At 41.3% G+C, this 25,563-nt stretch carries 27 protein-coding genes, 1 tRNA gene and 1 riboswitch; of the genes, 14 read left to right on the top strand and 14 right to left on the bottom strand.

Going from position 1 to position 25,563, the window contains the following annotated elements:
- Positions 1-103: 103 nt before the first annotated feature.
- The 3 genes from LCL96_RS10920 to LCL96_RS10910 form a co-directional block, all read right to left on the bottom strand.
- A complete protein-coding gene (locus LCL96_RS10920; protein ID WP_224941506.1) occupies positions 104-526 on the bottom strand; it encodes a GNAT family N-acetyltransferase in 423 nt (140 codons plus the stop codon).
- Between the two features lie 2 nt (positions 527-528).
- Positions 529-1,047: a YjcG family protein gene (locus tag LCL96_RS10915; RefSeq protein WP_224941505.1), complete on the bottom strand. Its 519-nt coding sequence runs from the start codon at positions 1,045-1,047 to the stop codon at positions 529-531.
- Between the two features lie 167 nt (positions 1,048-1,214).
- Positions 1,215-1,940, bottom strand: coding sequence for an alpha/beta hydrolase (locus LCL96_RS10910; protein WP_224941504.1), 726 nt, complete (start codon positions 1,938-1,940; stop codon positions 1,215-1,217).
- A gap of 149 nt (positions 1,941-2,089) precedes the next feature.
- On the opposite strand from LCL96_RS10910, the gene LCL96_RS10905 reads away from it, so the two are divergent.
- The 4 genes from LCL96_RS10905 (at position 2,090) to LCL96_RS10890 (ending at position 6,541) form a co-directional block, all read left to right on the top strand.
- Entirely contained in the window at positions 2,090-2,644 is a 555-nt protein-coding gene (locus tag LCL96_RS10905) for a phosphatidylglycerophosphatase A (RefSeq protein WP_224941503.1), read from the top strand.
- Positions 2,645-2,941: 297 nt separating this feature from the next.
- Positions 2,942-3,937, top strand: coding sequence for a TAXI family TRAP transporter solute-binding subunit (locus LCL96_RS10900; RefSeq protein WP_224941502.1), 996 nt, complete (start codon positions 2,942-2,944; stop codon positions 3,935-3,937).
- A 110-nt stretch (positions 3,938-4,047) separates the two neighbouring features.
- Entirely contained in the window at positions 4,048-4,569 is a 522-nt protein-coding gene (locus LCL96_RS10895) for a DUF1850 domain-containing protein (RefSeq protein ID WP_224941501.1), read from the top strand.
- A complete protein-coding gene (locus tag LCL96_RS10890) occupies positions 4,556-6,541 on the top strand; it encodes a TRAP transporter permease (protein WP_224941500.1) in 1,986 nt (661 codons plus the stop codon). The genes LCL96_RS10895 and LCL96_RS10890 overlap by 14 nt, the downstream gene beginning before the upstream one ends.
- Positions 6,542-6,598: 57 nt before the next feature.
- Here LCL96_RS10890 and LCL96_RS10885 read toward each other — a convergent pair whose 3' ends face one another.
- Entirely contained in the window at positions 6,599-6,823 is a 225-nt protein-coding gene (locus LCL96_RS10885; RefSeq protein WP_224941499.1) for a WYL domain-containing protein, read from the bottom strand.
- 152 nt (positions 6,824-6,975) lie between these two features.
- On the opposite strand from LCL96_RS10885, the gene LCL96_RS10880 reads away from it, so the two are divergent.
- A tRNA-Val gene (locus LCL96_RS10880) sits at positions 6,976-7,047 on the top strand.
- 137 nt (positions 7,048-7,184) lie between these two features.
- Here the strand turns inward: LCL96_RS10880 and LCL96_RS10875 are convergent.
- The gene (locus LCL96_RS10875) at positions 7,185-7,358 is read right to left on the bottom strand and encodes a hypothetical protein (RefSeq protein WP_167562135.1); all 174 of its coding nucleotides are present in this window, start codon (positions 7,356-7,358) and stop codon (positions 7,185-7,187) included.
- Positions 7,359-8,136: 778 nt separating this feature from the next.
- On the opposite strand from LCL96_RS10875, the gene cspD reads away from it, so the two are divergent.
- Positions 8,137-8,337, top strand: coding sequence for a cold-shock protein CspD (cspD, locus tag LCL96_RS10870; RefSeq protein WP_173105318.1), 201 nt, complete (start codon positions 8,137-8,139; stop codon positions 8,335-8,337).
- Between the two features lie 101 nt (positions 8,338-8,438).
- Here cspD and LCL96_RS10865 read toward each other — a convergent pair whose 3' ends face one another.
- Positions 8,439-9,293 carry a MurR/RpiR family transcriptional regulator gene (locus LCL96_RS10865; protein WP_224941498.1) on the bottom strand — a complete coding sequence of 285 codons (855 nt, stop codon included), beginning with the start codon at positions 9,291-9,293 and terminating at the stop codon, positions 8,439-8,441.
- 161 nt (positions 9,294-9,454) lie between these two features.
- Between LCL96_RS10865 and gndA the strand changes: the two genes are divergently transcribed.
- Positions 9,455-10,867, top strand: a complete 1,413-nt coding sequence (gndA, locus tag LCL96_RS10860) for an NADP-dependent phosphogluconate dehydrogenase (protein WP_224941497.1) — start codon at positions 9,455-9,457, stop codon at positions 10,865-10,867.
- A gap of 38 nt (positions 10,868-10,905) precedes the next feature.
- On the opposite strand, the gene LCL96_RS10855 is transcribed toward gndA, so the two are convergent.
- Together LCL96_RS10855 and LCL96_RS10850 are read right to left on the bottom strand one after the other, a co-directional pair.
- The gene (locus LCL96_RS10855; RefSeq protein WP_224941496.1) at positions 10,906-11,064 is read right to left on the bottom strand and encodes a hypothetical protein; all 159 of its coding nucleotides are present in this window, start codon (positions 11,062-11,064) and stop codon (positions 10,906-10,908) included.
- Positions 11,065-11,182: 118 nt separating this feature from the next.
- Positions 11,183-11,953, bottom strand: coding sequence for a SurA N-terminal domain-containing protein (locus LCL96_RS10850; protein WP_224941495.1), 771 nt, complete (start codon positions 11,951-11,953; stop codon positions 11,183-11,185).
- Between the two features lie 528 nt (positions 11,954-12,481).
- Here LCL96_RS10850 and LCL96_RS10845 point away from each other — a divergent pair.
- From LCL96_RS10845 to LCL96_RS10835, 3 genes are all read left to right on the top strand, one after another.
- On the top strand, positions 12,482-12,892 hold the full coding sequence (locus tag LCL96_RS10845) for a VOC family protein (RefSeq protein ID WP_224941494.1): 411 nt from the start codon (positions 12,482-12,484) through the stop codon (positions 12,890-12,892).
- Between the two features lie 153 nt (positions 12,893-13,045).
- Positions 13,046-13,226, top strand: a riboswitch (cobalamin riboswitch).
- A gap of 140 nt (positions 13,227-13,366) precedes the next feature.
- Positions 13,367-15,598, top strand: a complete 2,232-nt coding sequence (locus LCL96_RS10840; RefSeq protein WP_224941493.1) for a ribonucleoside-diphosphate reductase subunit alpha — start codon at positions 13,367-13,369, stop codon at positions 15,596-15,598.
- Between the two features lie 16 nt (positions 15,599-15,614).
- Entirely contained in the window at positions 15,615-16,652 is a 1,038-nt protein-coding gene (locus LCL96_RS10835; protein ID WP_397550050.1) for a ribonucleotide-diphosphate reductase subunit beta, read from the top strand.
- Between the two features lie 106 nt (positions 16,653-16,758).
- Here LCL96_RS10835 and LCL96_RS10830 read toward each other — a convergent pair whose 3' ends face one another.
- Entirely contained in the window at positions 16,759-18,225 is a 1,467-nt protein-coding gene (locus LCL96_RS10830; RefSeq protein ID WP_224941491.1) for an aldehyde dehydrogenase family protein, read from the bottom strand.
- Positions 18,226-18,246: 21 nt separating this feature from the next.
- Positions 18,247-18,990 (bottom strand): SDR family oxidoreductase, encoded by a 744-nt coding sequence (locus LCL96_RS10825; RefSeq protein ID WP_224941490.1) that lies wholly within the window; start codon positions 18,988-18,990, stop codon positions 18,247-18,249.
- A 168-nt stretch (positions 18,991-19,158) separates the two neighbouring features.
- On the opposite strand from LCL96_RS10825, the gene LCL96_RS10820 reads away from it, so the two are divergent.
- Complete coding sequence (locus tag LCL96_RS10820; protein WP_224941489.1) at positions 19,159-19,488, top strand: DUF3243 domain-containing protein; 330 nt, start codon at positions 19,159-19,161, stop codon at positions 19,486-19,488.
- A gap of 38 nt (positions 19,489-19,526) precedes the next feature.
- Here LCL96_RS10820 and LCL96_RS10815 read toward each other — a convergent pair whose 3' ends face one another.
- From LCL96_RS10815 to kynA, 3 genes are all read right to left on the bottom strand, one after another.
- The gene (locus LCL96_RS10815) at positions 19,527-19,970 is read right to left on the bottom strand and encodes an SACOL1771 family peroxiredoxin (protein ID WP_224941488.1); all 444 of its coding nucleotides are present in this window, start codon (positions 19,968-19,970) and stop codon (positions 19,527-19,529) included.
- 105 nt (positions 19,971-20,075) lie between these two features.
- Complete coding sequence (locus LCL96_RS10810; RefSeq protein ID WP_034763568.1) at positions 20,076-20,276, bottom strand: cold-shock protein; 201 nt, start codon at positions 20,274-20,276, stop codon at positions 20,076-20,078.
- A 244-nt stretch (positions 20,277-20,520) separates the two neighbouring features.
- A complete protein-coding gene (gene kynA, locus LCL96_RS10805) occupies positions 20,521-21,339 on the bottom strand; it encodes a tryptophan 2,3-dioxygenase (RefSeq protein WP_224941694.1) in 819 nt (272 codons plus the stop codon).
- A 222-nt stretch (positions 21,340-21,561) separates the two neighbouring features.
- On the opposite strand from kynA, the gene LCL96_RS10800 reads away from it, so the two are divergent.
- The 3 genes from LCL96_RS10800 (at position 21,562) to LCL96_RS10790 (ending at position 23,829) form a co-directional block, all read left to right on the top strand.
- Complete coding sequence (locus LCL96_RS10800; RefSeq protein WP_224941487.1) at positions 21,562-22,107, top strand: GNAT family N-acetyltransferase; 546 nt, start codon at positions 21,562-21,564, stop codon at positions 22,105-22,107.
- 3 nt (positions 22,108-22,110) lie between these two features.
- Positions 22,111-22,920, top strand: a complete 810-nt coding sequence (locus LCL96_RS10795) for a class I SAM-dependent methyltransferase (RefSeq protein ID WP_224941486.1) — start codon at positions 22,111-22,113, stop codon at positions 22,918-22,920.
- Between the two features lie 93 nt (positions 22,921-23,013).
- Positions 23,014-23,829 (top strand): YihY/virulence factor BrkB family protein, encoded by an 816-nt coding sequence (locus LCL96_RS10790; RefSeq protein WP_224941485.1) that lies wholly within the window; start codon positions 23,014-23,016, stop codon positions 23,827-23,829.
- A gap of 33 nt (positions 23,830-23,862) precedes the next feature.
- Here the strand turns inward: LCL96_RS10790 and LCL96_RS10785 are convergent, their stop codons facing one another.
- Positions 23,863-25,257: a peptide MFS transporter gene (locus tag LCL96_RS10785; RefSeq protein ID WP_224941693.1), complete on the bottom strand. Its 1,395-nt coding sequence runs from the start codon at positions 25,255-25,257 to the stop codon at positions 23,863-23,865.
- Between the last annotated feature and the right edge of the window lie 306 nt (positions 25,258-25,563).

Below are 25,563 nucleotides of genomic sequence, written 5' to 3'. Positions count from 1 at the left end.
CCATATACCTTTCCATTATCGACGAGATATGTTCTGAATATACGATTGCGTTAAACAAAAAAAGAACAGGGTATCCAGTCCTAAATCTGGATCCCTGTTCTTTTTAAATGGATTTTTTCATGGCTTTATGAGGGATGCCTGCATCCAGGAATTCATCCGAGACCACCTCATAGCCCAATCCCTCATAAAATGGGATGGCATAGGTTTGAGCGTTTAATTTCAAATGAGACAGTGGCTGCTGCTTTGCGTATTCCTCAATGGCAAGCATCAATGAACGCCCTGCTCCTTTCCCCCTGGTGGATTTCAGTACGCAGATTCTTTCCACTTTCCCAATACCCTCGAGAATACGAAAACGCCCCGCACCAACAGCTTTGTTCTGGTCATATAGCACAAAATGGATCGAGTCACTTTCATATTCATCGATCTCTTCTTCGAGGGGAACTTGTTGTTCTAAGACAAAAACCGTCTTTCGAACATTGAAAACATCTTGGATCTGTTCTTCAGTCTTGGCAACTTGGACTTCCACGTTTACTCTTCCTTTCCTAAACGGAATGTTTCGTAAACGGTCCAGGATCCGTTTTCTAACTGATACAGCAAGTGAAAACGATCGATTGTTTCCTCATGATCGATTCCGAGCATACTAAGTGATCCGAAAATATCCGAGTGTTCATCATTGGAAAGCTTCTGGGCGATGGTGATGTGAGGAACGAAAGCGAATTCCGGCTCGTCACCCATGAAGTTCTGTTTATGCATATCATCGTGAAGCCCTTGCAGCTCAGGTTTTGATTCGACCTTGAAATAAATGACGTTATTTACAGGCTGAAAAGAACTGACTTTATACACTTTTAAATGAAACGGATCGTATTTTTTTGAAATCGCGGAAAGTTTCCCGGCGATCTCTTTAATTTGATCATCATCTGCACTAAAGACGTTTTTTAATGTCAAATGTGGCGGGACCAATGCATAATGAGGATCATAGCGTTTCCTGTAAGAGTTCGCGATATCTTGAAGCTTTTTCGATGGGAAAATGACTATACCATAATTCATTTTCTTCAATCCTCCTCTATTTAACTATCATTGTCATATGTACAGTATAGCAAATTTTTCAAAAATTTAATATAGGGCGAACGAAAGAGGAACGGAGTGATTCAGCCAGAATGGTGCAGTTCATAAGAGGAAGGGGTTGCCCCCTTGCCTGCTTAGAATCATCTTTGTCAGCTGAACATCATTTTTAATGCGCGCTTTAAATCGGGCTGCCAATGTTTCCAAGTATGGTCCCCGTCAAATTCATCATAAAAAGAAGAGAATTTCTTTTGATCGAACTTTTCATGGAGCTGTCTGTTTGGTTTTAAGAAGTCCTTTACCTTTCCGTCAGTCGTTTTCACCTCGGTCTCCTTGAGGCCGATAATATGGTAGATGCTAAGAAGATGTGGCTGTGTGAACTCATTTACAGCATCCAATACTTTCTCGTTGACAAAAGGGGACTGAAGGAGGACCTTACCGAATGTGTTCGGGTATTTCAAAGCGGTCATCAACGACACCGTTGCTCCCAATGAATCGCCTACAAGGGCACGACCCAACCCCATATGATAGGTGGGGTAATGCTCATCTAAATAGGGAACCAATTCATGTGCCAGAAAGCGAATATAAGCATCGTTTTCTTCACCGTGGGGATGATATTTCCTTCTGCGATCCTCTACATTCTTGTATGGGACCCCGACAATGATCATGTTTTCAATCTCCCTGTTAGAAAGCAGTTCATCCGCCAGGCGGGGGATCCGTCCAAGTTGGAAGTAATCTTTACCATCCTGTGCGATGAGAAGGGAATATTTATAAAGTGGAGAGTATGTGGCTGGTAAATAAACCAGCATCTTCATCTCTTCATTTAGTTCTTTACTAAAGAGGTTCAATTCAGTTACGTTTCCTCTTGCAGTTGTCATGACGATAGCCTCCTATGCTCAGTGTTAACGTTTACAGGAAGATTGTATCATACTCTATTAAATAATACCCGAAAGCAAATTCCAATACGAATATTCCAAAGAGTGTTATAATTTAGATAGGAAACGAACTGCCAGAGAGGGGTATTAGTATGAATCAACCTGTACACTCGAGAGATGTTACCAAAGCGGCATTAAAAAGACTTAAAGATCGTGGTGTTACGATAGAAGATATAGCCGAAATTGTGTATGAAATGCAGTATCCATATAATACTGATCTTCAAATGGAGGATTGTATTGATAGTGTGAAAAGAGTGTTGTTAAAAAGGGAGATTCAGCATGCCATTTTGGTCGGGGTTGAATTGGATCAGCTTGCGGAAGAGAAGAAACTTTCCGAGCCCCTTCAATCGATTGTCGAAACGGACGAAGGACTGTTTGGAGTCGATGAGACCATCGCGCTTGGTGCCGCCCTTGGATATGGAAGCATTGCTGTAACGACATTTGGTCATCTTGATAAAAACAAGATTGGCATCATCCGGGAATTGGATACGAAAAATGGGAAAGGTGTACACACCTTCTTAGATGATATCGTTGCAAGCATCGCTGCCAATGCATCATCAAGAATAGCCCATAATATTAGGGACAAGGAAGAAAATATTTCCGAAGAAGACAAGCTGAAATTTGAGGATGAAGAATTAATAGGTTGAACCACATTCTGATATATAACAGCAGGGACTGAAAATCTTCAGTCCTTTTTATGTGGACAGATTTTCGTCACAGGTGAAATGTAGATGTGATATATGTGAACGCTTTATACATTTCCTATACATATGAACGTTCGCTCCAAAGAGGTTCTCGTCTGGATTCTGGTTATGATGGGGATTGTTTTAAAGGGTTTTTATGAAAAATGTTAAAACTTTATGTATTTGATTTGACAAGATTGTTACAGCCTGTGTTACAATTATTTCGTTAATGTACAAAATTTAATAAGGGGGAATTAGAATATGAAAAAACGCAGTCTCTTTCTAAGCACTGCACTACTTCTAGTTCTATCTGTCATTCTTGCTGCTTGTGGTGGCGGATCAGGTGGAGGTTCATCATCTGATGGTGAAGGTAACAAAGAGGTTGACTTCATTGGAATTGCAACAGGTGGAACAGGGGGTACATATTACCCGTTAGGTGGAACCTTCGCTAAAATCATTAAAGATGAAACTGGAATTGACTCCAACGCATCGACTTCAGGAGCATCTGCCGAGAATATGGCCGCAATTAAAGATGGCAAAACTGAAATCGCTTTTACACAAACAGATATTGCGTCTTATGCATCTGAAGGTACGGAAATGTTCAAAGATAACAAGGTAGAAAACGCAAGAGGGATTGCGACTCTTTATCCAGAAACAATCCAAATCGTTACAACGAAGGATTCTGGTATCAAATCTGTGGAAGATCTTAAAGGGAAGGTTGTTTCCGTTGGTGAAGCTGGCTCAGGTACACTATTGAATGCAACACAAATCCTTGAAGTACACGGAATTAAACTGGAAGATTTAGAAGCTCGTAATTTATCATTTGATGATTCAACCACTGGTATCCAGGATGGAACGATCGATGCCGCGTTTATCACATCGGGTACTCCGACTGGAGCGGTTGAAGGTTTGGCTGCGACAGAAGATATCACAATCGTTCCTGTCGAGTCAGACAAAGTCAGCGAATTGATTGAGAAGTACCCTTACTACTCAGAGGATGAAATTCCTGCAGGTACTTACAGCAAGGTAGACGAAGCTGTGACAACGGTTGCGGTTCGTGCCATGTTAGTGACCAGCGCTGACATTTCTGAAGATGTCATCTATGATGTAACTAAAGCCATTTTTGAAAACACGGATAAAATCACCCACGCCAAAGGAAAGTTGATCAAAGCTGAAGACGGACTTAAAGGTATGGGAATTGAATTACATCCAGGTGCAAAGAAATACTTTGATGAAAAAGGAATTTCAATGGAATAGGTTCTCACCAGAAGATGGACAAAGGGATAGGCCGCCACGGTCTATTCTTTTGTTTTGGTATAAGCTAATTCTATCTGCCGGATGAAAAAATGGAATGGTGGGGAATTCTTATGAAGAAATACACATCACTTGGAGCGATTCTCCTTATTCTATGTATCGTATTCATCATCTTTATGCCCTTACACACCTTTTTGGTCATAGAGCCGAGAAGTACAACAGGGGACACTGTTCTTTTCAGCCTCCCCGACAATCAATCGTTTTCGGTTCGGTATACCCACTCTATTCATCTATCAGAAGTAGAGGAGTTTTATGAGCCGACATCATCAAATCAAATTCAACAAACAAAACTACTATATGAAGATACTGCCATTGGGATGCCTGCCAATGCAGAAGGAAATGAAATCTTTGAAGTGACGAAGGAAGGCAAATATTTAATTTCTAATATGGAAAGAGTGTTTCCTTATATTGATATCAGGATCGGACAAGTCGTCGCAAATCACCGACTCGTACTTGACGGAAGGGAATATCCTTTAGCCGACTATTTTGTTAAAGGGTCAGTCGTCCGGGTTCAATTAAAGAAACAATCACTTTATGATCAGTGGAAAGGAGTGACTGTAGTTGGAAAAAGATAAAGAGTTTGAATCATTGACTGCAGAGCAACAACAAGAGTTATTAGAGAAATACGATCCGGAATCTTCCACTAGAAAATTACATCATGGAATGTTCAAATGGATCATTTTCTTCGGATTATTGGCATTTTCATTATTCCAATTAGTAGCATCCATCTTTCAATTCATCCCTAGGCAATTGTTATTGTCGATACACTTAGGGTTTGCCCTTTCATTAGTATTCCTGTTATTTCCTGCACGTAAGAAGTATTTAAAGAAGGATAAGATTGCCTGGTATGATATCGTTCTTTCAGCTATTTCTGTAGGGATAGGTGCTTACTGGCCGATCATGCAGGATGATATCGTCAGTAGAATAGGATTAATGACTCAAATGGACTTTTATGTTGGTTTCGCAGCCATGGTCCTTGTATTGGAAGCAACACGACGGGCGGTAGGGTTACCGATTACCATCATTGCATCTGCCTTCATCCTATATATGTATTATGGTCGATTAATGCCTGGATTCCTTGCACACAGAGGGTATGATTGGGACGATATCGTGAAAACGATGTTCTTCACGAGTGAAGGGATCCTTGGAACACCATTATATGTTTCAGCCACCTTTATCTTCCTGTTCCTATTATTTGGGGCATTCCTTGTGAAGACGGGCGTAGGTCAGTACTTTAATGATCTGGCCGTGTCCATTGCCGGTAAGCGTGTAGGTGGGCCAGCCAAGGTTGCGATCTTCTCGAGTGCCCTTCAAGGTACCATCAGTGGAAGCTCGGTTGCGAACGTCGTGACGTCGGGTTCATTTACGATCCCTATGATGAAAAAACTCGGGTATCGTAAAGAGTTCGCTGGTGGTGTAGAGGCAGCTGCGTCCACGGGAGGACAGTTGATGCCGCCGATCATGGGGGCTGCCGCATTCCTGATGGTCGAATTCATTGGTGGCATTTCGTATTGGGATATTGCGAAAGCAGCATCGATTCCTGCGGTTCTTTATTTCACAGGAATATGGATCATGACACACTTTGAAGCAAAGCGAATCGGTCTTCGTGGATTAACCGATGAAGAAATGCCTAACCGGAAAGAAGTATTCAAGAAGATTTATTTGCTGCTTCCGATTTTGACAGTCATCATTTTGTTAGTCAGTGGTATGAGCGTTATGCGAGCAGCGCTCTGGTCAATTGTTGCCACTATCGCCATCAGTGCGATAAGAAAAGATACAAGAATCGGTTTCAAGGATGCTGTAGACGCTCTTGTTGATGGGGCCAGAACAGCTTTGTCAGTAGCCGTGGCTACTGCTGCTGCCGGAATGATCGTAGGGGTCGTGACCAAGACCGGTTTAGGATTGACCCTCGCAAATGGTCTGGTAGACTTGGCTGCTGATTTAACGAATTCGACAGAAGGTAAGCTGATCCTTACATTAGTATTTACGATGATTGCGTCAATTGTACTGGGGATGGGTTCTCCTACTACAGCGAATTACGTCATTACATCCACGATTGCAGCACCTGCCATCATTTTATTGGGTGCACCTGAGTTATCTGCTCACTTATTTGTATTCTACTTCGGGATCATTGCCGATATTACGCCTCCTGTAGCACTTGCTGCTTTCGCGGCGGCAGGGGTATCCGGAGGAGAACCGATACGGACGGGTGTCAATTCGGCTAAATTGGCCATAGCAGCCTTTATCATACCGTATATGTTCGTATTGTCTCCAGAACTGTTAATGATCGATACAACCATTCCTAGGTTAATATGGGTCGTCTTTACGGCCGTGACGGGAATGATGGCAATAGGGGCCGGGATGATCGGTTATTGGTACCGAAGAGTATTTGTCATTGAACGATTCCTTTGTGTAGCCGCCGGTTTATTACTGATTTATCCAGAAGGCATGTCGGATATTATTGGTTTGGTCTTATTCGGTATTATGCTTGCGCTTCAATTATTTATTAAGAGAGAAGACAAGACACCGACAAGAGCAACGGCATAAACAAACCAGGCTGAGCCCATAAAAAGAGGGTTCAGCCTTTTTATAAGGAACGGAGGGTCAGTGATTTGTTCTGACATAATGGGGAGGAAGATAAGAAACAGCCAAAATATCCTGAATTCTGAACCTGCGGATATCGTTCCTGAATAAACAATATGCCGTGATAAAGTCCGTATCAATCCTCTTAACCAGCACTCTTCTTTTGGTACATTCACATTGTTTATTCATATAGATCATTTCGATCGGGAGTCGTTCTTCTAATGAACGCTGAATTTGATTTATCATATGTGTGCCCCCTGGTGGGATTAATACTGACAGTATATGCGAACGAACGTTCTTTTATACAAACATATAAAATTCGAGAATAAATAACGAAAATACCATTGACAATTCCCGCTATATGAATATAATAGAATATGTACCTTGCATCACATCGCGACTTGTTAGCTCAGTGGGAGAGCACTTCCTTGACAGGGAAGGGGTCGTGGGTTCGAATCCCTCACAGGTCATACATAGAAAAAAAGCCTGCATCCTAATTAGGATGCAGGCTTTTTTCTATGTGAAAATATTAATTGAAAAAAGGACTCTTCAGAATTCTGTATGAGTCCTTGTCAAAATCGTATTCTTGATATGAGAATGAGCCGTTTTAGTTAACTTCCAATTCTTCTTCAAAGTAAAATGTGCCTGGGTGTTCCTTTACAATATATGAATAACGCTTCATGTTTTTAACGTATTGCCACTTTAATATTGTCACTGTCTCACCAGTCTCCTTGATTGTCACCATGGAACCGTTACTGAATCGATTTTTTGTGGATTTCATTGGGCACTCCCTTTCGTATTTGTTCATTATACCACAACTTTTTCTCTTATTTAGGTTCCTGTTCATGTCAATCTTTTTAAAACGTTTACATCCATTGAAATAGGTAGATTAAGAAGAAGGAAGTTTATTATTTGGGAAAGGAACCTCAGTTATTAAATCGTAGGATGTGTTTTTCATAAGGACTTTTCGCGAAGACTTCTGGAGGAAACGCAGGAAAGTACCGAAAAGCAGGGGAGGTTCCTTCAGCCCCGACAAGCATAAGTTGAATGGTCTAAAAAGACGTCCTTTTGCCTTCTTAGACCCATTAGCTTATGACCTCGAAGGGCTAGCTGCCGAAGTTGGATCTTGAGACCTGGGCTTTAGCACGAGGAGACTCACCGCCAGCCCCGCGGAAAGCGAACATTTCTCGCTGTAATCAACCACCACTCGCTACATCCTAAAGCTAAAATGTTTACGTGAACAGCCTTCCGAAAACGGTTAGATCCATATTGGAGCAAGTGGCTGTAGGAAGGTGGAGGTTTAAAATGTGGAAGGAAGTACGCTTTAATTATCAAATCGAAGGCTGTTTTTATCAGAAGATGTCCTTCAGTAAAAATATGTAAGAGGTCTGACTTTAAAAACTTCTTCTTCAAGAACTTGCTTATTTGTATTAATACTGTTATTCTATAAAAGAATTATTTTTGTCCGGTATACGAGGGAAGAACAAGATTTGGTTTTCACCTGATATCGCAAGAATAGTAATACATGGTGCATCATGCACTTTTAGGAGGCAACAAACATGGAAAACGGTAAAGTAAAATGGTTCAACGCAGAAAAAGGTTTCGGATTCATCGAAGTTGAAGGTGGAGACGACGTATTCGTACACTTCTCAGCGATCCAAGGTGAAGGTTTCAAATCTCTTGACGAAGGTCAAGAAGTATCTTTCGACGTTGAACAAGGCGCTCGTGGACCACAAGCAGCTAACGTTGTAAAATTATAATTTAACCTTTACAAATTCAAAAACAGACTCATTCGTGAGTCTGTTTTTTTTATGGGAATTTTTAATCAATAGCACACAGGAGACGGACTGTCCTCTCCCCGTTATACTTTTTTAATGGAAATCGCATCACGTATTTTTTGCAGGGAGGCTTGGGAAAGATCTTTTCGTTTCTTCATGATGTTTACATAAAGGGCGTCCACAATACTAAGCTGACTGATTCTTGAAGCAAGTGCTTCTCCACGGTATTCGGTTTCCTGTGAGACGGTGAATAGTGGAATGTCTACCCTGCCGCTTAAAGGAGATTTAGCGAAGTGGGTGATAGCGATGGTCTTGGTACGATTTTTCTTAGCAACCTCCAGTACTTCCAATAAATCTTTGTTCGCCCCTGAGTGAGAGATGAAAACAATCACATCATTTTCCGTTAGTTGAGAAGCCGATATCAGCTGCATATGGGAATCATTATAAGCGGTAGTAGCCATCCCTGTTCTTAGGAACTTATGATGAGCATCCATGGCAATAAAACCAGATCCCCCCGTACCATAGAACTCAATCCTTCCCGCATGCAGGATGGCTTGAACGGCTTGTTGGAAGGCTTCCTCATTCAATATCTGTAATGAATCTTCAAGGCTCCTTATATTGGACCGGAATACTTTTTGGGCGATTACCCCTTCGGAATCTTGTTCATTGATGGTTTCATGAATATCCTTAATCGGTGTGACCATATCAGAAGCCAATGAAATTTTCATCGCCTGATATCCTTTATAGCCGAGCCGCTTACAGAATCTGAAAACGGTGGCATCTGCAATTCCGAGATCCTCTGCAACACCACTGATTGTAGAATGGATAATTTTTTCAGGATTAGCAATAATATAATCTGCAATCATCTTTTCTTTCTCACTGAATTGTGAGTAATGGGACCGGATACGTGGAAAACAATGTTGAGCCTTTTCATCCATGTTTGTGGAACCCTCCTATAAGACGTTTGTGAAAATAATTTTAACCTAATTTAAGAAATAAAAAAATATTATTTCATAAAAATCCACCATGAAAATTTATTTCGTATTATAATAATAACGGTGAAGATATCTATAGATTCGTACTGAAAGGAATGATCGTTATGACAAAACAACAAATAGGAGTCGTCGGAGTCGGAGTGATGGGCAAGAGCCTCGCTTTGAATTTTGAAAGTAGAGGTTATTCAGTTTCTATATATGATGTGTCGGCTGACAAGGTAAAAGAAGTCCTCGATGAGCATCAAGGCAAGCAGTTGGTTGGAACACATGATGTAAATGAATTTGTTCAATCCTTGGAAGTTCCAAGAAAAATTTTGATCATGGTACCTGCAGGGGACATTACGGACAAAGCGATTGATTCATTGCTTCCTCATCTGGATAAAGGTGATATTCTGATTGATGGTGGGAACACGTATTATGAAGATACCATTCGCCGCAACAAGGAACTGGATGAAAAGGGGATCAACTTCATTGGAGCAGGAGTGTCTGGTGGAGAAGAAGGTGCTTTATATGGCCCTGCTATTATGCCGAGCGGCCAGAAAGAAGCGTATGACTTGGTTGAACCATTTTTGACTGCTATTGCAGCAAAGGTAAAAGGGGATGCTTGCAGTACATATATAGGTCCAGATGGATCGGGTCATTATGTGAAGATGGTACATAACGGGATAGAGTACAGTGATATGCAGCTTATCTGTGAAGCGTATTATCTGATGAAGAATGTATTGGGATTAAATGCAGTAGAGCTTCATGAAATTTTTAAAGAATGGAATGAAGGGGAGCTCGACAGCTATCTCATCGAAATTACCGCAGATATTTTTACGAAGGTGGACGAAGAAACAGGGAAGCCCCTTGTCGATGTCATTTTAGATACCGCCGGCCAAAAAGGTACCGGAAAATGGACGAGCATCAGCTCTCTTGAATTAGGTGTACCGCTGTCCATTATCACTGAATCCGTTTTTGCACGCTTCATCTCAGCCATGAAGGAAGAGCGTGTGAAGGCAAGCAAGATTCTGAGAGGTCCTAAGAATCAAGAATTCACAGGAAACAAACAGGAGTTCATCGAGATGATCCGTAAGGCATTGTACTTGAGCAAGATTTGTTCGTATGCCCAAGGATTTGCGCAGCTTCAATCGGCTTCCGATGAATACAATTGGAATTTGAAACCTGGTGAAATTTCTATGATTTTCAGAGGTGGCTGCATTATTCGCGCTGGATTCCTTGAAGAAATCAAGAACGCCTATGACCGTGAACCGGGTTTAACGAATCTGCTTCTTGATCCATACTTTAAGGAAATTGTTGAAAATTATCAGGATGAAGCACGTGAAGTAGTGGCCACAGCCATTAAATTAGGTATTCCTGTACCTGGCCTTGCCAGTGCATTGGCTTATTATGATAGCTATCGTTCTGAGTCACTTCCTGCAAACCTGCTACAAGCCCAGAGGGATTATTTCGGAGCCCATACGTATCAGCGCATAGATAAAGAAGGAACATTCCATACAGATTGGTTGTCTAAATAAAGTAATAAAAAGTCCTGTGGAGATCCACAGGACTTTTTTCATTCATCTTTCGTATCGTGTTTTTTCTTTTCGTCACGCTGATCTTTTTTTAACTCGTCGATTGGAATAGGATCGACGTTTTGCTCACTTTCGTGCTGATCAAGAATGCTTTCTTCTTGAGCTGCGTTCTCAGGGTTACGATGTATTTTCTTCATCATAATGGCTTATCCTCCTTAAAATCGGTTCTTATACCATACCCTCGTTGCAGAGGAGGAAACCACCATACTAGGTGTTTAAAAAAAGAAAACCGCCTTATGCAGGCGGCTTTCTGATTGATTAAATTTTCACATCAATTTTAGCATTTTTCTTTAAATCTTCCACATGTTGAACTAGTTTTTCTTGCTTTTTCTGTTGTTCAAGCTGAGTCTTGATCTGTGGTTTTACATCTTCAAATTTCGGTGCATCTTTTGCTTGTTCCTTACCTTGTTGGCTTGCATATTGATCATAAAACTTCTTCATTTCATCTTCAGTTACTTCATCGACCTTGATTTCTTTATCAACATAGGTTGTATATTTAATATTTTCAGCAATTTGAGTTTTCAGCTCGTCCATTGTAAATCCGGCTTTTTTCATGGCTTCTTCGAATTGCTTGTCATCTTTGTACTGCTTTTTCACTTCTTCAAGCTGTTTATTAATTTCATCATCCGTCGCTTTATAGCCCTTTTCCTCGGCCTGTTGCATGAGAAGGGTTTGTCCGATCAGGCTGTCGATGGTCTGGTCTTTAATTTTCTTAACAGCATCTTTACTCGTCGGATCCTGTCCCATTTGTTGATACTGCATTTGTGATTGACTCAATACGTTGTTGAAATCTTCACCTTTGATTTTTTCGTCGTTGACAATCGCTACGACCTTATCTTTCTCAACCTTTTGTTCATCCATTTTCTTTTGCATTTCTTCCATTTTCTTGGCTTGCTCTTCTTGAGCCTTTTTGTCGGTTACTTCTGTCTTCGCTTTATCGTCAGCTTTTTGGCTCTCCTCGTCCGAACCGCAAGCGGCTAATCCAATTGTTAATAATGCTAATAGTAAAGTCGTTAATAGTTTCTTCATAATAGACTCCTTTCAGAACTAAGGTGTGATTTCCAAAAAAATCACTTAATGCGCATTTTAAATGAAAAACCCATAAAAAGAAAGTATTTAGGCTAAAACGTATTGATTGTAATAACGATGAAACACAGAGAAACTAGCTTAACCCCTTAGAGGGACTGTTATGTATCCGATTACAAAAAAGAAACCACCTCCATATAAAATGATGACTTTAAAAGATTGTTACATGTTAGCATGAAAAAAAGAGGTTGTTTAAATCGAGATTCCTCCATTTAAACAACCTGTAAAAAATATTGGGGACCAAAGAATACTGTCAAACAACCTTCCATTTGAATTATAGAGAGTACGGGGTATTATCTCAACCAACAGATAGGAAGGTGAGGGGGGAACAGTGTTCATTTGAGGTCTTAATCGCATCTCCTTCTGCTCTTTTCGTGGAAAATAATAATTATAAGCATAATTCAAAGGGAAGGGATTTTCTTCCTTTTGTAGAAAGGATAAAAGTGTAAATAAAATAAAAGGAGAGAGTTTATGAAGCAACTAGTAAGAGTGGGGACGACATACATACCAGTGAGCGATGTTCAGAAGGCAAGTATCTGGTACCAGGAAAAGCTGAACGCAAAACTGAACTACCAAGATGAGGATAAAGCGATCGTAGATCTTGCTCATCAGAGCATCTTTTTGGTCGGTTCGTTAGAGGGGGAAAGCAGTAATTTTCAGGATAGGTATCAAAATAAGCGTTTTTCTTTAACGTTTGAAGTGGATGGAATCAGTGATTTGAACGAATTGAGAGATCATTTGCTTCATCAGGGAGTAGTAACAGGGGAGATTGAAGATAGAGGCAATAATGGACTTAATTTCGTTTTCAGTGACCCTGATGGAAACTTATTTGACGTGTGGAGTGAATTGAGTCCCAAGTTCAAAAAAGCTTTTAAAGTGTAAATAAGGTGAACGTTCATGCTTGACTCCCGTATCGATGACGGGTGATACTAATAAATGTTTAATAGATTCCTCTTGTATTTCGTTTTTAATTCGTATATGATAATGAAGAACACAACATTTTGTGTTCTTTTGTATTTCGATAACTATATATTGATAATAACCTGTGAATAAGGTGTCTAATAAGACTTAAAAGGGAATCCGGTGAGAGACCGGAGCTGTCCCCGCAACTGTATGTGCCGACGAAATAAGGAACTGCCACTGTCAAATAGATGGGAAGGCCTTAAAGTAGAGTGAAGCACAAGCCAGGAGACCTGCCGTATTTATCACGTGTTATCTTCTTCGGGAATTGGGAGGATAAAGCGAGGATTGAAATAGCAGAAGTCTATTACTATCTCCGTCTATTTAAAGCCCATCCTTTTTGAAGGATGGGCTTTTTTTACTCCTTCCCCACTTTATAATATGGGAGGAATTTTCATGTCAATCACGTTAAATGAACAACAAAAAGAAGTAGAAGTGATATTGGACAGTCTGCAGAATCGGTTTCCTGATCTTTATTTCAAGGAATTTAATGAAAAAATTTTAATATATGCAAATCAACAGACGGACTTCACCAAAGAAAGACTCTATCATTTCATGATTTTGACAGCAGTTGAGCGTATTACGGCTCATGAGCCGGATTGGACTTACGTGGCGGCAGCATTATATATCAAGAGTTTATATGAGAAACTTGCTTTATCAAGGGGAGGGGAACTATACGGATCTTTCTATCGTTTGGTTAAAGATTTGACCGCAAAACAATTATATTCCAAGACTCTGCTTGATTCTTACAGCAAAGAGGAATTGGACTATTTGGGTTCGATCTTGGATGATACAAGGGATTCTCTTTTTACTTACATAGGAATTGTCACTCTGACCGAGAGATACTTAACCAAATCCCATGACGGAATGGTTCTTGAGTTGCCTCAAGAGAGGTTCATGATTATTAGCATGACCCTCATGATGAATGAACCAAAAGAAAAAAGGATCAGATTGATAGAAGAATCTTATTGGGCTCTCTCCAATCTTTATATGACGGTGGCAACCCCGACCTTTGCGAATGCTGGAAAGAGCCATGGCCAGCTGTCCAGTTGCTTCATCGATACAGTGGAAGATGATTTAAGAAGCATTTATGACAGCAATACAGACGTTTCTACCTTGAGTAAAAATGGGGGAGGTCTTGGGATTTATCTAGGGAAAGTGAGAAGCCGAGGCAGTGATATCAAAGGATTTAAAGGAGTAAGCTCTGGCGTTATTCCCTGGATGAAGCAGCTTAATAATACAGCGGTTTCCGTCGATCAATTGGGGCAGCGTCAAGGGGCGATTGCAGTCTATCTGGATGTATGGCATAAAGATATTTTTCCATTCCTTGATACACGGTTAAACAATGGGGATGAAAGGCAAAGGACTCATGACCTGTTTACAGGAGTTTCTATACCGGATATGTTTATGGAACAAGTCGAGAGTAGAGGGGACTGGTATTTATTTGACCCGCATGAAGTGAAGACAGTCATGGGGTACTCCCTAGAGGATTACTATGACGAAAAGGAAGGAGAAGGATCTTTTCGTGAGAAGTACCAGGAGTGTATAGCTCATACGTCACTTTCGCGGGAAGTGGTGCCGGCCATTGAAATTTTAAAACGGATCATGATCTCCCAGCTCGAAACCGGAACGCCATATATGTTTTATCGGGATACAGTGAATCGTCTGAATGCAAATTCTCATAAAGGAATGATTTATTGCAGTAATCTGTGTACGGAAATCGCCCAGAATATGAGTGCGACCATAATGGAAGAAGAAGTGGTTCAAGATGGTAAAATTGTCACCTATAAGTCACCGGGGGATTATGTTGTCTGCAATCTTGCCTCTATTTCCTTAGCCAAGACGTTGATGGATGATGAGCTGGAAAGGGTTGTATCTATCGGAGTAAGAATGCTGGATAATGTGATCGATTTAAATGAACTTCCAGTCCTGCAGGCCCAGATAACCAATCAGCGATACAGGGGAATCGGGTTGGGAACATTCGGATGGCATCACCTCCTCGCGTTAAAGGGCTTGAAGTGGGAAAGCAATGATGCGGTCGAATATTGTGATTCCCTTTATGAAGAGATTGCGTACCACACCATTCATGCAAGTCACGAACTGGCAAAGGAGAAGGGGACCTATCCTTATTTTGACGGATCGGATTGGTCTACGGGGACATATTTCTCTAAGCGTGGCTATACGGGTGAACGTTGGGAACATTTAAGGAGGGATATTTCCGAGAGTGGGGTACGTAACGGATACTTAATGGCCGTTGCACCGAATTCTTCTACCTCGATCATCGCAGGCTCAACAGCGAGCATTGATCCGATATTCAGGCTGGAGTATTCAGAAGAAAAGAAAGATTACAAGATTCCTGTCACCGCTCCTGATCTATCGCCTAAAACGACCTGGTATTATAAGACAGCTTATCATGTGGATCAACACTGGAGTGTGGAACAGAACAAGAAGAGACAACGGCATGTTGACCAGGGGATTTCGTTCAATTTGTATGTACGAAATGATATCAAAGCGAAAGACTTATTGGATCTGCACATGGACGCATGGAAATCCGGTTTGAAAACCACGTATTATGTTAGGTCAACGTCGGAATCCAACTTTGAAGAATGTGAAAGCTGTCATAGCTAGGAGGGAGGAGCAAATGATGAACAAATTGAAACAGAGGGTCCTGATCGACAGAGAGGCACCTAATAAATCTACCGGGATCATAAACGGAGATAGTTCCAATGTGTTGAATTGGGATGATGTTCGATTTTCATGGGCTTATCCAAAATATAAGAGGATGCTGGGGAATTTCTGGACCCCATTTGAAATTAATATGGCGAAAGATATCAAGCAATTCCCTACACTCTCGAAAGGTGAGCAGGACTCCTTTTTGAAGATCATTGGGCTTCTTGCACTTCTTGATAGCGTTCAGACCGATTATGCGGGGAAAGTGGCAGATTATTTGACGGATTCCAGTCTGAATGCCCTGATGATCATCCTGGCACAGCAGGAGGTTGTGCATAACCATTCATACAGCTATGTATTATCCAGCATCGTGTCTAAAAGCAAACAGGACGAAGTGTTTGATTTCTGGAAGAACGATCCCATTTTAATGAAGAGAAATGAGTTCATTACGAATGGCTACAAAGATTTTGTGGAATCGCCAACGGTTGACCATTTATTAAAATCGATCATTTATGATGTCATATTGGAAGGACTATTCTTCTATTCCGGTTTTGCCTTCTTCTATAATTTGGCCAGGAACCAGAAAATGGTCGCAACCAGTACGATGATCAATTATATCAATCGGGATGAACAGCTCCATGTGGGATTATTTGAAAAGATATTTAAAGAGGTCTTAAATGAGTATCCGACTTATGATACGGATGAGCTGCGTACCTTTGGGAAGGAAACATTTAAACAGGCTGCCATGCTGGAAATCGAATGGGGGAGGGAAATCATTGGATCTCATATGGACGGACTCTTAATGAGCGACCTTGAGGACTATATTAAATTCATGGCGAATAAAAGAGCGAAACAATTAGGTTTTGAAGAACCATTCAAGGGGTACAAGACCAACCCTCTCAAATGGATCATAGCCTATCAGGAAGTGGATAAAGGAAAGACGGATTTCTTTGAACAAAGATCAAGACAATATACAAAGACATCGGATGCGAACGGATTTGATGAGCTGTGAAACGACTGATTCTTGGAAAAGGCGATGAATTTTTCGCATCTACCCATGGTGAATATGTTTCAAACCTTCTCCATTAAAAAGCGAGCCGGCATGGCTCGCTTTTTTTTTATCTTTTCTCAATGAAAGGACCGTAATCCCTTCTTTTATGTTGGACCGCCAGCCATTTCACCGTTGTGAATTCTTCAAGTGCCCATTCTCCGTTAAAGCGTCCAAGTCCTGAATCCTTTTCACCTCCAAACGGCATATGAGGCTCATCATTCACAGGTTCATCATTGATATGAATCATTCCTGTCTCTACTCGATGTGCAACATTTGTTGCTCTTTCAATTGAGGAAGAGTGGACTGCACCGCTTAAACCGTAGGGGTGTTCATTGGCCAATTGTATGGCCTCTTCATCATCGTTGAACGGTATAATAGCTGCTACAGGTCCGAAAATTTCATTTTTTGCGATCGGCATGGAGTTTGTGACGTGTGTCAGCACGGTGGGATATAACATGTTTTTATCTGCGTTTCCTCCAAGAACAACTTCGGCTCCCTGATCCTTGCTTGATTCAATATCCTTTAATATCCGATCAACCTGATCCTGGTCAATTAATGGACCGATGTGGGTCGATTTATCAGAAGGGTTGCCAACATTCAAGCCTTTCACTCTGGATACAAAGGCATCTACGAAAGTATCATACATGTCCTTATGAACCATAATCCGATTGATGCTCATACAAATCTGTCCCTGATGATAAAATTTACCGAATAGGGCTGATTCGACTGCCTGATCAAGATTTGCATCATCCAGTACGATAAATACGTTATTTCCTCCAAGCTCCAATGCCGTTTTCTTAAGGTGTCTCCCTGCCAGCTCCCCAATTCGGCGTCCTACTTCAGTAGATCCCGTAAAGGAGATGAGGCGGGGGATAGGATGTGTCACGATATCATCCCCGATTTCCGAACCTTTTCCAACTACGACATTTAGAAGACCCTTAGGAAGTCCCGCTTCTTCAAATATGCTTGCAAATAATAAACCTCCTGTAACGGGCGTATGTGTTGCAGGCTTAACGACTACCCCGTTTCCGGTAGCTAAAGCGGTCGCAATGGAGCGTACTGCTAGATGGAAAGGGAAATTCCATGGGCTGATGATTCCCACCACTCCAAGAGGTTCTCTGTACACTCTGTTTTCCTTCCCTGGCACTTGAGAGGGTAAGATTTTCCCTACCATTCTGTATGGATAAGTAGCCGCTTCTTTCATACTATTGATGGAAACACTGACTTCTCCTGCTGCTTTCATATATGTGCTGCCTGACTCATTGATGAGCCACTCGATGATCAGTTCTTTATTTTCCTCCACAATCGAAACCGCTCTTTCCATGATTTGACGCTTCGCTTGTGGGGGCTCGTCTGCCCAGGCTTTCTGAGCTTTCTCTGCCGATTTATAAGCTTTATCTAGATCCTCTTTACTTGCAGCTGTAATAGAACCTAAGACAGAGTGGTCAAATGGGCTGTGATTGGGAATGACATTCTCACTGCTGCCTTTGACCCATTCCCCATTGATGTAAAGCTTGTCAAATTCTCTTTTCATCTTCTTCTTCCTCCTCATTACTTACATGTCTTGTTGTGTAGGGCGCACGATGATTTCATTGACATCTACATGATCAGGCTGTTCGACTGCATAGGAAATCGCTTTAGCGATATTATCACTATCAAGAGGCTTCATCTCCCGGTCATTGAAAGCTTTTAAAATGTCTTCGTCTGTTATGGTTTCTGTCAGTTCCGTTGCTACTGCACCGGGACAGATGATGGTTGTCCGTATGTTATGAGAAGCGTTCATTTCCTGTCTTAAACCTTCTGTAATGGCACGGACGGCATATTTTGTACCGCTATAGACTGAACTGCCAGGCATCACTTTATGACCTGCCACAGATGAAATGTTAATGATGTGCCCTGACCGCTGCTTTTCCATATAAGGAAGGACAGCTGAAATTCCATAAAGTACTCCTTTAATATTGACATCAACCATCTGATCCCATTCCTTAATTTTTCGTTTATTGATGAAAGAAAGGGGCATTAATCCCGCGTTGTTGACCAAAACATCGATTCGATCTGCTTTTTCAATTGTATGTTGTGCTAATCTTTCCATCTCTTCAACATTTGTCACGTCCGTTACTTGATAATAGGCGGTGCCGCCCATTTGTTCTATCTCCTCCTTCAACACTTTTAATCGATCTTCACGCCGTGCTGCAAGCATCACCGTTATATTTTTCGAGGCCAATTCCTTCGCAGTTGCCTGACCTATCCCGCTGCTTGCCCCTGTAATGATTGCTACTTTATTGTTTTTCAACATCATTCTCCTCCTATCATTTGATTTCACCTTTATTGTTTACACAACTAATGGCCGGTATAAACAATACAAAGAGAGTTGACAAGTCATTTCCAAATAAATGAAATGATATGTTTAACTCTTCCAGCCATGGGAATATACATAGTAGATTGATTGAGAGGAGAGTTTGTTGATATGGCAAATCATTCTACAGAAGAAAAGATGGATTCAAAGGTGGAAAATACATTAGGAAACATGTCCCAAGACAAGAAAGAGGATATTCTTTCAAACTTTGATCACTTCAAAGAATACTTAGGTAACAAGGTTTCGTTAGCGGACAAACTTGGGATGAGTGAAGAGCAGCAAGCAAAGGCAGCCCAGAAGGTAGGAGATTACCTGGCAGCTCATGAAGAACCTAAGAACAGGGAAGAAAAGTTATTATACGAACTATGGAAAGCGGGAAATAAGGAAGAGCAGCATATGCTTTCTCACATGCTGGTAAAGCTGGTTCATGCGGAATCATAACAAAAGAGCATCCGACTGGATGCTCTTTTGTTATGAGGTTACATATGTATTTCTGGATCTACTTTAACTGACACATTCCCTTTGATGGCACGGGTGATCATGCATGATTTTTCTGCTTTCACCAATAATTTCTTTGCGAGTGATATGTCTTTTTCAACTGTAGCGGGACCCAATGTAAGAATGGGACGGTGAATGATTTCCTTGTATGTGATGACCCCTTTATCAACTTCGACTATTCCTTCCGACGTCATGGATAAGCCCGTTTTCTCTATGTGGCTCCTCTGGAGCATAGCGGCAAGGGTTATGATGTAACATGTAGCGGCAGCTCCAAGAAGCATTTCATCAGGATTTGTGCCGATTCCGGGTCCATCCATCTCTGGGGGAATGGATATTTTCGTATGGAAATTCTCCGAGCTTAGCGTACCTGAATCATTCCTGAGTCCCGGCCAATCAGTGGAGATGTGAAAAGAATGTCTTACCATACCATAGAGCCTCCTAGAAAGCATAATAAAATCATTGTATACACATTTTTTCATGATGGCAAAGAAAAAAGACTCTACAGAGTAGAGTCTTTCCGGTAAGCATGATTATGCTTTTGTAACGTTAGCAGCTTGGTCGCCACGGTTTCCTTGAACGATTTCAAAAGAAACTTTTTGACCTTCTTCTAAAGTTTTGAATCCTTCGCCTTGAATAGCTGAGAAGTGTACGAACACGTCGTCTCCACCTTCGCGCTCGATGAATCCGAAACCTTTTTCTGCGTTAAACCATTTAACTGTACCTTCTAACATAATGTTACCTCCTCGTGTGTTCTCCACACAATTGTATTACTATTCTTGCTCATGTAACTTCAAGGCGAAAAGCTTTAAAAACTTTGTCCATCCTTCCATTCCGAACAAAAATAATTCTATTACATAATATCAGGTAACCTTGTAAAAGGCAACCCTGATGAATGCTGAATAGCAATGGGTATCGAAATATGTGAATCTTTCATTCAGTCTTCAGTGTCAAAAAAGGTTATCGGTGGCAGCTGAATTATAGACTTGTGCGTACATTCCACAGTTCAGGGAAAAATCGGTGGTCAAGCACTTTTTTTAAGTATCCGACACCGCTAGAGCCCCCGGTACCCATTTTATGACCGATGATCCTCTCCACTGTTTTCATGTGGCGGAACCGCCATTGCTGAAGCCAATCTTCAAGATCGATTAATTTTTCTGCGAGTTCATATAAGTCCCAGAATTGATCGGGGTTTTTATAGACGGTAGTCCAGGCTTCGAGTACGGATTGATCTTCACTGTAAGGTTTTTTATAATCCCTCTTCTTTACGTCCTCATGAATGGGTAACCCGGCATCTGCCAAAGCCATAATGGATACATCGTAAAGGGAAGGTGCTTCATAGGCCTCTTGAAGCTGAGCCAATAACTCTGGATCTTTTTTGTATATTTCGAGCACATGCTTTGTTTTGTACCCCAGGGCAAATTCAATCATTCTGTACTGATATGATTGAAATCCGGAGGCTTGTCCGAGGCTTTCCCTGAATTGAACATATTCCGATGGTGTGAGTGTGGATAACACATCCCATGCATGAATGATCTGGGATTGTATCTTTGAAACACGTGAAAGCATTTTAAATGCAGGTGACAGCTCACCCTTTTGAATGGATGAAATGCTGGCACGGATTTCATGCAGAATCAATTTCATCCAAAGCTCACTGACTTGATGAATGATAATGAACAACATTTCATCGTGGTGACCGGATAGCCGTTTTTGACTATCCAATAACGTATCCAGCCCCAGGTATTCTCCGTAGGTCATCCTGTTAATAAAGTCCGTATATACATCTTCATTCCCCATTGAGTCTTTCTTGTTAACCACTTTACATTCTCCCCTTCGTTTCGTCTGCTGAAATCAGAGATGCAATTGAATGATCCCTCTAGATATATTTCTTGAACGCAACATGAATATCCTTCTTCATATTCTACCCGAGAAAACTTACATTTTTTTAAAATAGTTGCTCCGCATTTAGAAAATTATGTTAATATTAGAACAATTTATATTAAACGCGAGGTGACAGATGTGGAACGGAAATATCTCTCTACCCATATCTATTTTCGGAATTTACGGAAAGAAGATTGGAAGGATGTTCATGATTATGCTTCTTTAGAATCTGTTTCAGAGTTTCAAAGTTGGGGGCCGAATCATGTGAACGACACGATAGCATATGTTGAAGACGCATTAAACGCTGCCAAAGTGATTCCAAAAAGCAGATATGTACACGCATTGGTCGATGAAAGAGTCGACAAAGTAATCGGGGCAGGAGAAATCATAATCAATAGCTTTACCAATCGTGCCGGAGAAGTCGGCTATATCCTACATCCTGATTACTGGGGGAAAGGTATAGGGACACTTGTAGGGAAGGCTTTGGTAAATAAGGGATTTTCGGAGTTGAAACTTCATAGAATATCGGCTACCTGTCATCCTCAGAACATTTCCTCCCAAAAGGTGTTAATCAAGATTGGTATGACACTGGAAGGCAGGATCCGTCATCACATGAAGCTGAATGAGGGATGGAGAGATTCACTGCTTTACGGAATATTGGAGAATGAATGGACAGGGGGATGAATCATGCCGGGCATAGCAGACTACTATAATCAATTTGATGAATGGGGGCGTCTTGAAAGAGAACCTTTGGAGTTTAAGGGCAATTGGCACTATATGACCAAATACCTTCCTCCTTCGGGAAGAATACTGGATAACGGGGCAGGTCCAGGGAAGTATGCCATTCAATTAGCTGATAGGGGCTATGATGTTACCTTAACGGATTTGATTCCAAGACTCGTGAATCTTGCTTTCAGTCAAGCAGAGGAAAGGGGGCTGCTGGATCGCTTTAGCGGGTTCCATGTAAGTGATGCCCGTAATCTTTCTCCTTGCGTGGATGGGGAGTTTGATGCATCCCTCATGCTTGGCCCGCTTTATCATTTGCAGGAAGAGGAAGATAGAGTCAAAGCGGTAAAAGAACTTCATCGTGTAACCAGGGAAGGGGGGATCGTCTTTGTCGCATTTATGTCAAGAACAAGGCATATCCTGAATTCCCTTTTAGCTCCGGATAGGTGGAAGCCGAATCATACAATGGAAAACATACACACCTTTTCAGAGAGTGGAAGATTCAATCATGATGATGAAGGGAGATTTACAGGAGCTTACTATTTTGACATAGATGAAATCAAGCCTTTCATGGAATCCAATGGTTTTGAACAAATAGAGTTGATCAGCTCAAACGTGGCTTCACTCTTTCCGGAAGACCACTGGATTTACTGGAAAGAGAGGGGGCCGGATGAATGGGCCAAGGTGGAGGAATTATTGATTAAGGAAGCAAAAAATCCGTTTTTACACGGAATATCTTCCCACCTTCTTTATATTGGAAGGAGAGGATAAAAGGAGAAAGAATGATGCAAACTGGTTTAAACTGGATTGGATCCTGAAGGAAAGGGGAAGATAAGAGTAACCCTTCTAATTTAGGAGACGAAGATGATGAATTTATTACACCATTCGAAGAAAGTGACCATCCGATTTTTCAAAGAGCGTTTCTTTGATCATTCGGCACAATTGGCATATTACTTATTATTATCGATTTTTCCATTTTTGATTTCTGTGTTTTCGTTGATCAGTTTTTTACCTATATCAGAAACCAATGTGCTTCTCCTAATCAAACCTTTTGCACCTGATAAATCATACGCCATCATTCAAAGCAATATTGAGCGGATTCTTTATGACCAAAGAGGGGACGTCTTGTCCATATCGATATTCTTTACCTTTTGGCTTTCGTCAATGGCTGTTCAATCAATGGTGCGATCATTGAATCAGGCTTATCGAATCGAGAGGAAGAAGCCGTTTATTATTGCCTTATTTTATGACCTCTTATTGACTGTCGGATTTATGGTCCTGATCTCATTCTCCCTTATCGTCCCGATAGTAGAAGAATATATCCGACATGCACGATTTACAGAAGGGAAGATTAATGGGGACTGGAGTCAGGCGTGGGTGATTGGTAAATGGGGACTGAGTTCAGTCTTTATGTTCCTTCTGTTTGTTTTCCTTTACATGGTCGTCCCAAGTAAACGAATTTCTTTTCTTCATGTCATTCCGGGTGCCCTGGTTGCTACTTTCGGGTGGCAGGGGGTTTCCTGGATTTATGGAACATACGTTAAATTAAATGATTATTCCCAGTTTTATGGACAATTGGGGAGTGTCATCACATTGGTCGTCTGGTTTTATATTTCATCGACCATCTTATTGATCGGTGGCCTGCTTAACGGAAGTGTTGCGGAGAATACGCTGAAATAAAAATCGCTTGGCATAAGGCCAAGCGATTATTATTCATGTATGACGTTCTTCCTTCATCATGACTACAAGTTTCTTCGATATCGAAAGGAGGACAAAGCCAAGGATGATCGCTGCAGCTCCGATGACGGAGAAAATCTCTAAATATCCAAGAGTGGCAGTAAGGGAAGCCAACTGCCCGGCAAGCAAACTGGCCACTCCTATGGCAGCCATCCATACGCCCATGAGCAGTGATGCAATCTTAACAGGGGCCACTTTACTCACGAGGGACAATCCAACAGGTGAAAGGAATAGTTCACCAAGTGTATGAAGCAAGTACGTAAAGACGATAAACAACAGGTTCGCTTTGACTGTGATATGTTGTTCGTCTGAACCTGTTTGCATGACAGCGGGAATGAGAACCATGAATCCAAGGCCAAGCAAGATCATACCGATTCCCATTTTGGTTGTCATGTTTAAATCCCCCCTTTTTGAACGGGAAAGGCGAAGCCAGACACTAGATAAAATCGGTGCAAGAATGACAATGAATAATGGATTGACAGATTGGAACCAGGCGACCGGTATCGTGTAGCCGAATACATCACGGTCGATAAAGTTCTTCGTATAGAGGGTAAAAGAACTTCCAGCCTGTTCAAACCCTGCCCAGAAAAATACAACAAAGCATGCAAGAATTAGAATGGCGGTGGTACGCTGCTTTTCCTTTTTCGTCAAAGGGATATCCCTGTCTTCATTTGCTTCTTCCGCCAATAGTTTATTCGGCTTAAGGCCAACTTCACCTAGATACTTATTGTTCAATGTGCTGAAGATGATCTGACCTGTAATCATTCCTATAGAGGATGCTAGGAATGCCCATTTGAATCCATAATGCATCGTTCCGTCCGACATGGTTGTAAGGAACAAATCTTCTGCAAGAAAACCTGCGATAAGCGGTGCGAACAGGGCACCAAGGTTGATTCCCATATAGAAAATGGTAAAGGCAGCATCTTTGCGTTTATCGTTCCTTGGGTAGAGTTCGCCAACAAGAGTGGAAATGTTAGGTTTGAAAAAGCCATTGCCGAGAACGAGTAATGCCAACCCTGCATACAAGCCAATCTGGCTATGGGTAAGGAAAATCGTAAAGTCTCCACATGCCATGGTGATCCCACCGATGGTGATCGCCTTTCTCAACCCGATATAGCGATCTGTCAGCCATCCCCCGAAAATAGGAGTGAAGTATACTGTTCCTGTATAAATTCCATAGATGGATAAAGCCTTGGCTGGGTCGACTCCAAGTCCTCCGCTCACAAATGCAGTGGTTAAGTAAAGGACTAGTAATGCCCTCATCCCGTAGTAACTATATCGTTCCCATAGCTCAGTAAAGAATAGCAGGTATAAGCCTTTAGGGTGTTTCTTCCCTTGAGGTAAAGAATCTAATGTAGATGAGTTCACGATATCACTCCTGTTTTCAATGTTAGAATTCGGTGCTTACGATGCGAAGAGTAAACATTTTTTACAAATCCTTTCATAGTATCCCCGATCTTTTCATAGGCATGTACAAAAAGGGGCGGTGGAAAATTTGTTTAAAGGATGTTTGTATTGTGGTCATGCATCGTTAACAGAAAATGAATTATTCATAAGAGATGGATACGATGAATCAAATTGGATGCAAATCTCCGGGCGAAAAGTGGGAGGGAATATCGTTATGTACAGCTGTGATCATTGTGGGTTCGTTCATCCGTTCAATAAAAATAAGAGAAA

Source organism: Rossellomorea aquimaris, from assembly GCF_020172085.1.
GTDB lineage: Bacteria > Bacillota > Bacilli > Bacillales > Bacillaceae_B > Rossellomorea > Rossellomorea aquimaris_E.
Note: the sequence above shows the minus strand (reverse complement) of the source record. Positions and strands in the feature narration are given on the sequence as shown.

What these genes read in the sequence shown, in the direction of transcription:
- LCL96_RS10915 (WP_224941505.1), bottom strand. Translation starts at nt 1,047, where the DNA reads ATGAATTATGGTATAGTCATTTTCCCATCGAAAAAGCTTCAAGATATC.
- LCL96_RS10910 (WP_224941504.1), bottom strand. Translation starts at nt 1,940, where the DNA reads ATGACAACTGCAAGAGGAAACGTAACTGAATTGAACCTCTTTAGTAAA.
- LCL96_RS10905 (WP_224941503.1), top strand. Translation starts at nt 2,090, where the DNA reads ATGAATCAACCTGTACACTCGAGAGATGTTACCAAAGCGGCATTAAAA.
- LCL96_RS10900 (WP_224941502.1), top strand. Translation starts at nt 2,942, where the DNA reads ATGAAAAAACGCAGTCTCTTTCTAAGCACTGCACTACTTCTAGTTCTA.
- LCL96_RS10895 (WP_224941501.1), top strand. Translation starts at nt 4,048, where the DNA reads ATGAAGAAATACACATCACTTGGAGCGATTCTCCTTATTCTATGTATC.
- LCL96_RS10885 (WP_224941499.1), bottom strand. Translation starts at nt 6,823, where the DNA reads ATGATAAATCAAATTCAGCGTTCATTAGAAGAACGACTCCCGATCGAA.
- LCL96_RS10875 (WP_167562135.1), bottom strand. Translation starts at nt 7,358, where the DNA reads ATGAAATCCACAAAAAATCGATTCAGTAACGGTTCCATGGTGACAATC.
- cspD (WP_173105318.1), top strand. Translation starts at nt 8,137, where the DNA reads ATGGAAAACGGTAAAGTAAAATGGTTCAACGCAGAAAAAGGTTTCGGA.
- LCL96_RS10865 (WP_224941498.1), bottom strand. Translation starts at nt 9,293, where the DNA reads ATGGATGAAAAGGCTCAACATTGTTTTCCACGTATCCGGTCCCATTAC.
- gndA (WP_224941497.1), top strand. Translation starts at nt 9,455, where the DNA reads ATGACAAAACAACAAATAGGAGTCGTCGGAGTCGGAGTGATGGGCAAG.
- LCL96_RS10855 (WP_224941496.1), bottom strand. Translation starts at nt 11,064, where the DNA reads ATGATGAAGAAAATACATCGTAACCCTGAGAACGCAGCTCAAGAAGAA.
- LCL96_RS10850 (WP_224941495.1), bottom strand. Translation starts at nt 11,953, where the DNA reads ATGAAGAAACTATTAACGACTTTACTATTAGCATTATTAACAATTGGA.
- LCL96_RS10845 (WP_224941494.1), top strand. Translation starts at nt 12,482, where the DNA reads ATGAAGCAACTAGTAAGAGTGGGGACGACATACATACCAGTGAGCGAT.
- LCL96_RS10840 (WP_224941493.1), top strand. Translation starts at nt 13,367, where the DNA reads ATGTCAATCACGTTAAATGAACAACAAAAAGAAGTAGAAGTGATATTG.
- LCL96_RS10835 (WP_397550050.1), top strand. Translation starts at nt 15,615, where the DNA reads ATGAACAAATTGAAACAGAGGGTCCTGATCGACAGAGAGGCACCTAAT.
- LCL96_RS10830 (WP_224941491.1), bottom strand. Translation starts at nt 18,225, where the DNA reads ATGAAAAGAGAATTTGACAAGCTTTACATCAATGGGGAATGGGTCAAA.
- LCL96_RS10825 (WP_224941490.1), bottom strand. Translation starts at nt 18,990, where the DNA reads ATGATGTTGAAAAACAATAAAGTAGCAATCATTACAGGGGCAAGCAGC.
- LCL96_RS10820 (WP_224941489.1), top strand. Translation starts at nt 19,159, where the DNA reads ATGGCAAATCATTCTACAGAAGAAAAGATGGATTCAAAGGTGGAAAAT.
- LCL96_RS10815 (WP_224941488.1), bottom strand. Translation starts at nt 19,970, where the DNA reads ATGGTAAGACATTCTTTTCACATCTCCACTGATTGGCCGGGACTCAGG.
- LCL96_RS10810 (WP_034763568.1), bottom strand. Translation starts at nt 20,276, where the DNA reads ATGTTAGAAGGTACAGTTAAATGGTTTAACGCAGAAAAAGGTTTCGGA.
- kynA (WP_224941694.1), bottom strand. Translation starts at nt 21,339, where the DNA reads ATGGGGAATGAAGATGTATATACGGACTTTATTAACAGGATGACCTAC.
- LCL96_RS10795 (WP_224941486.1), top strand. Translation starts at nt 22,111, where the DNA reads ATGCCGGGCATAGCAGACTACTATAATCAATTTGATGAATGGGGGCGT.
- LCL96_RS10790 (WP_224941485.1), top strand. Translation starts at nt 23,014, where the DNA reads ATGATGAATTTATTACACCATTCGAAGAAAGTGACCATCCGATTTTTC.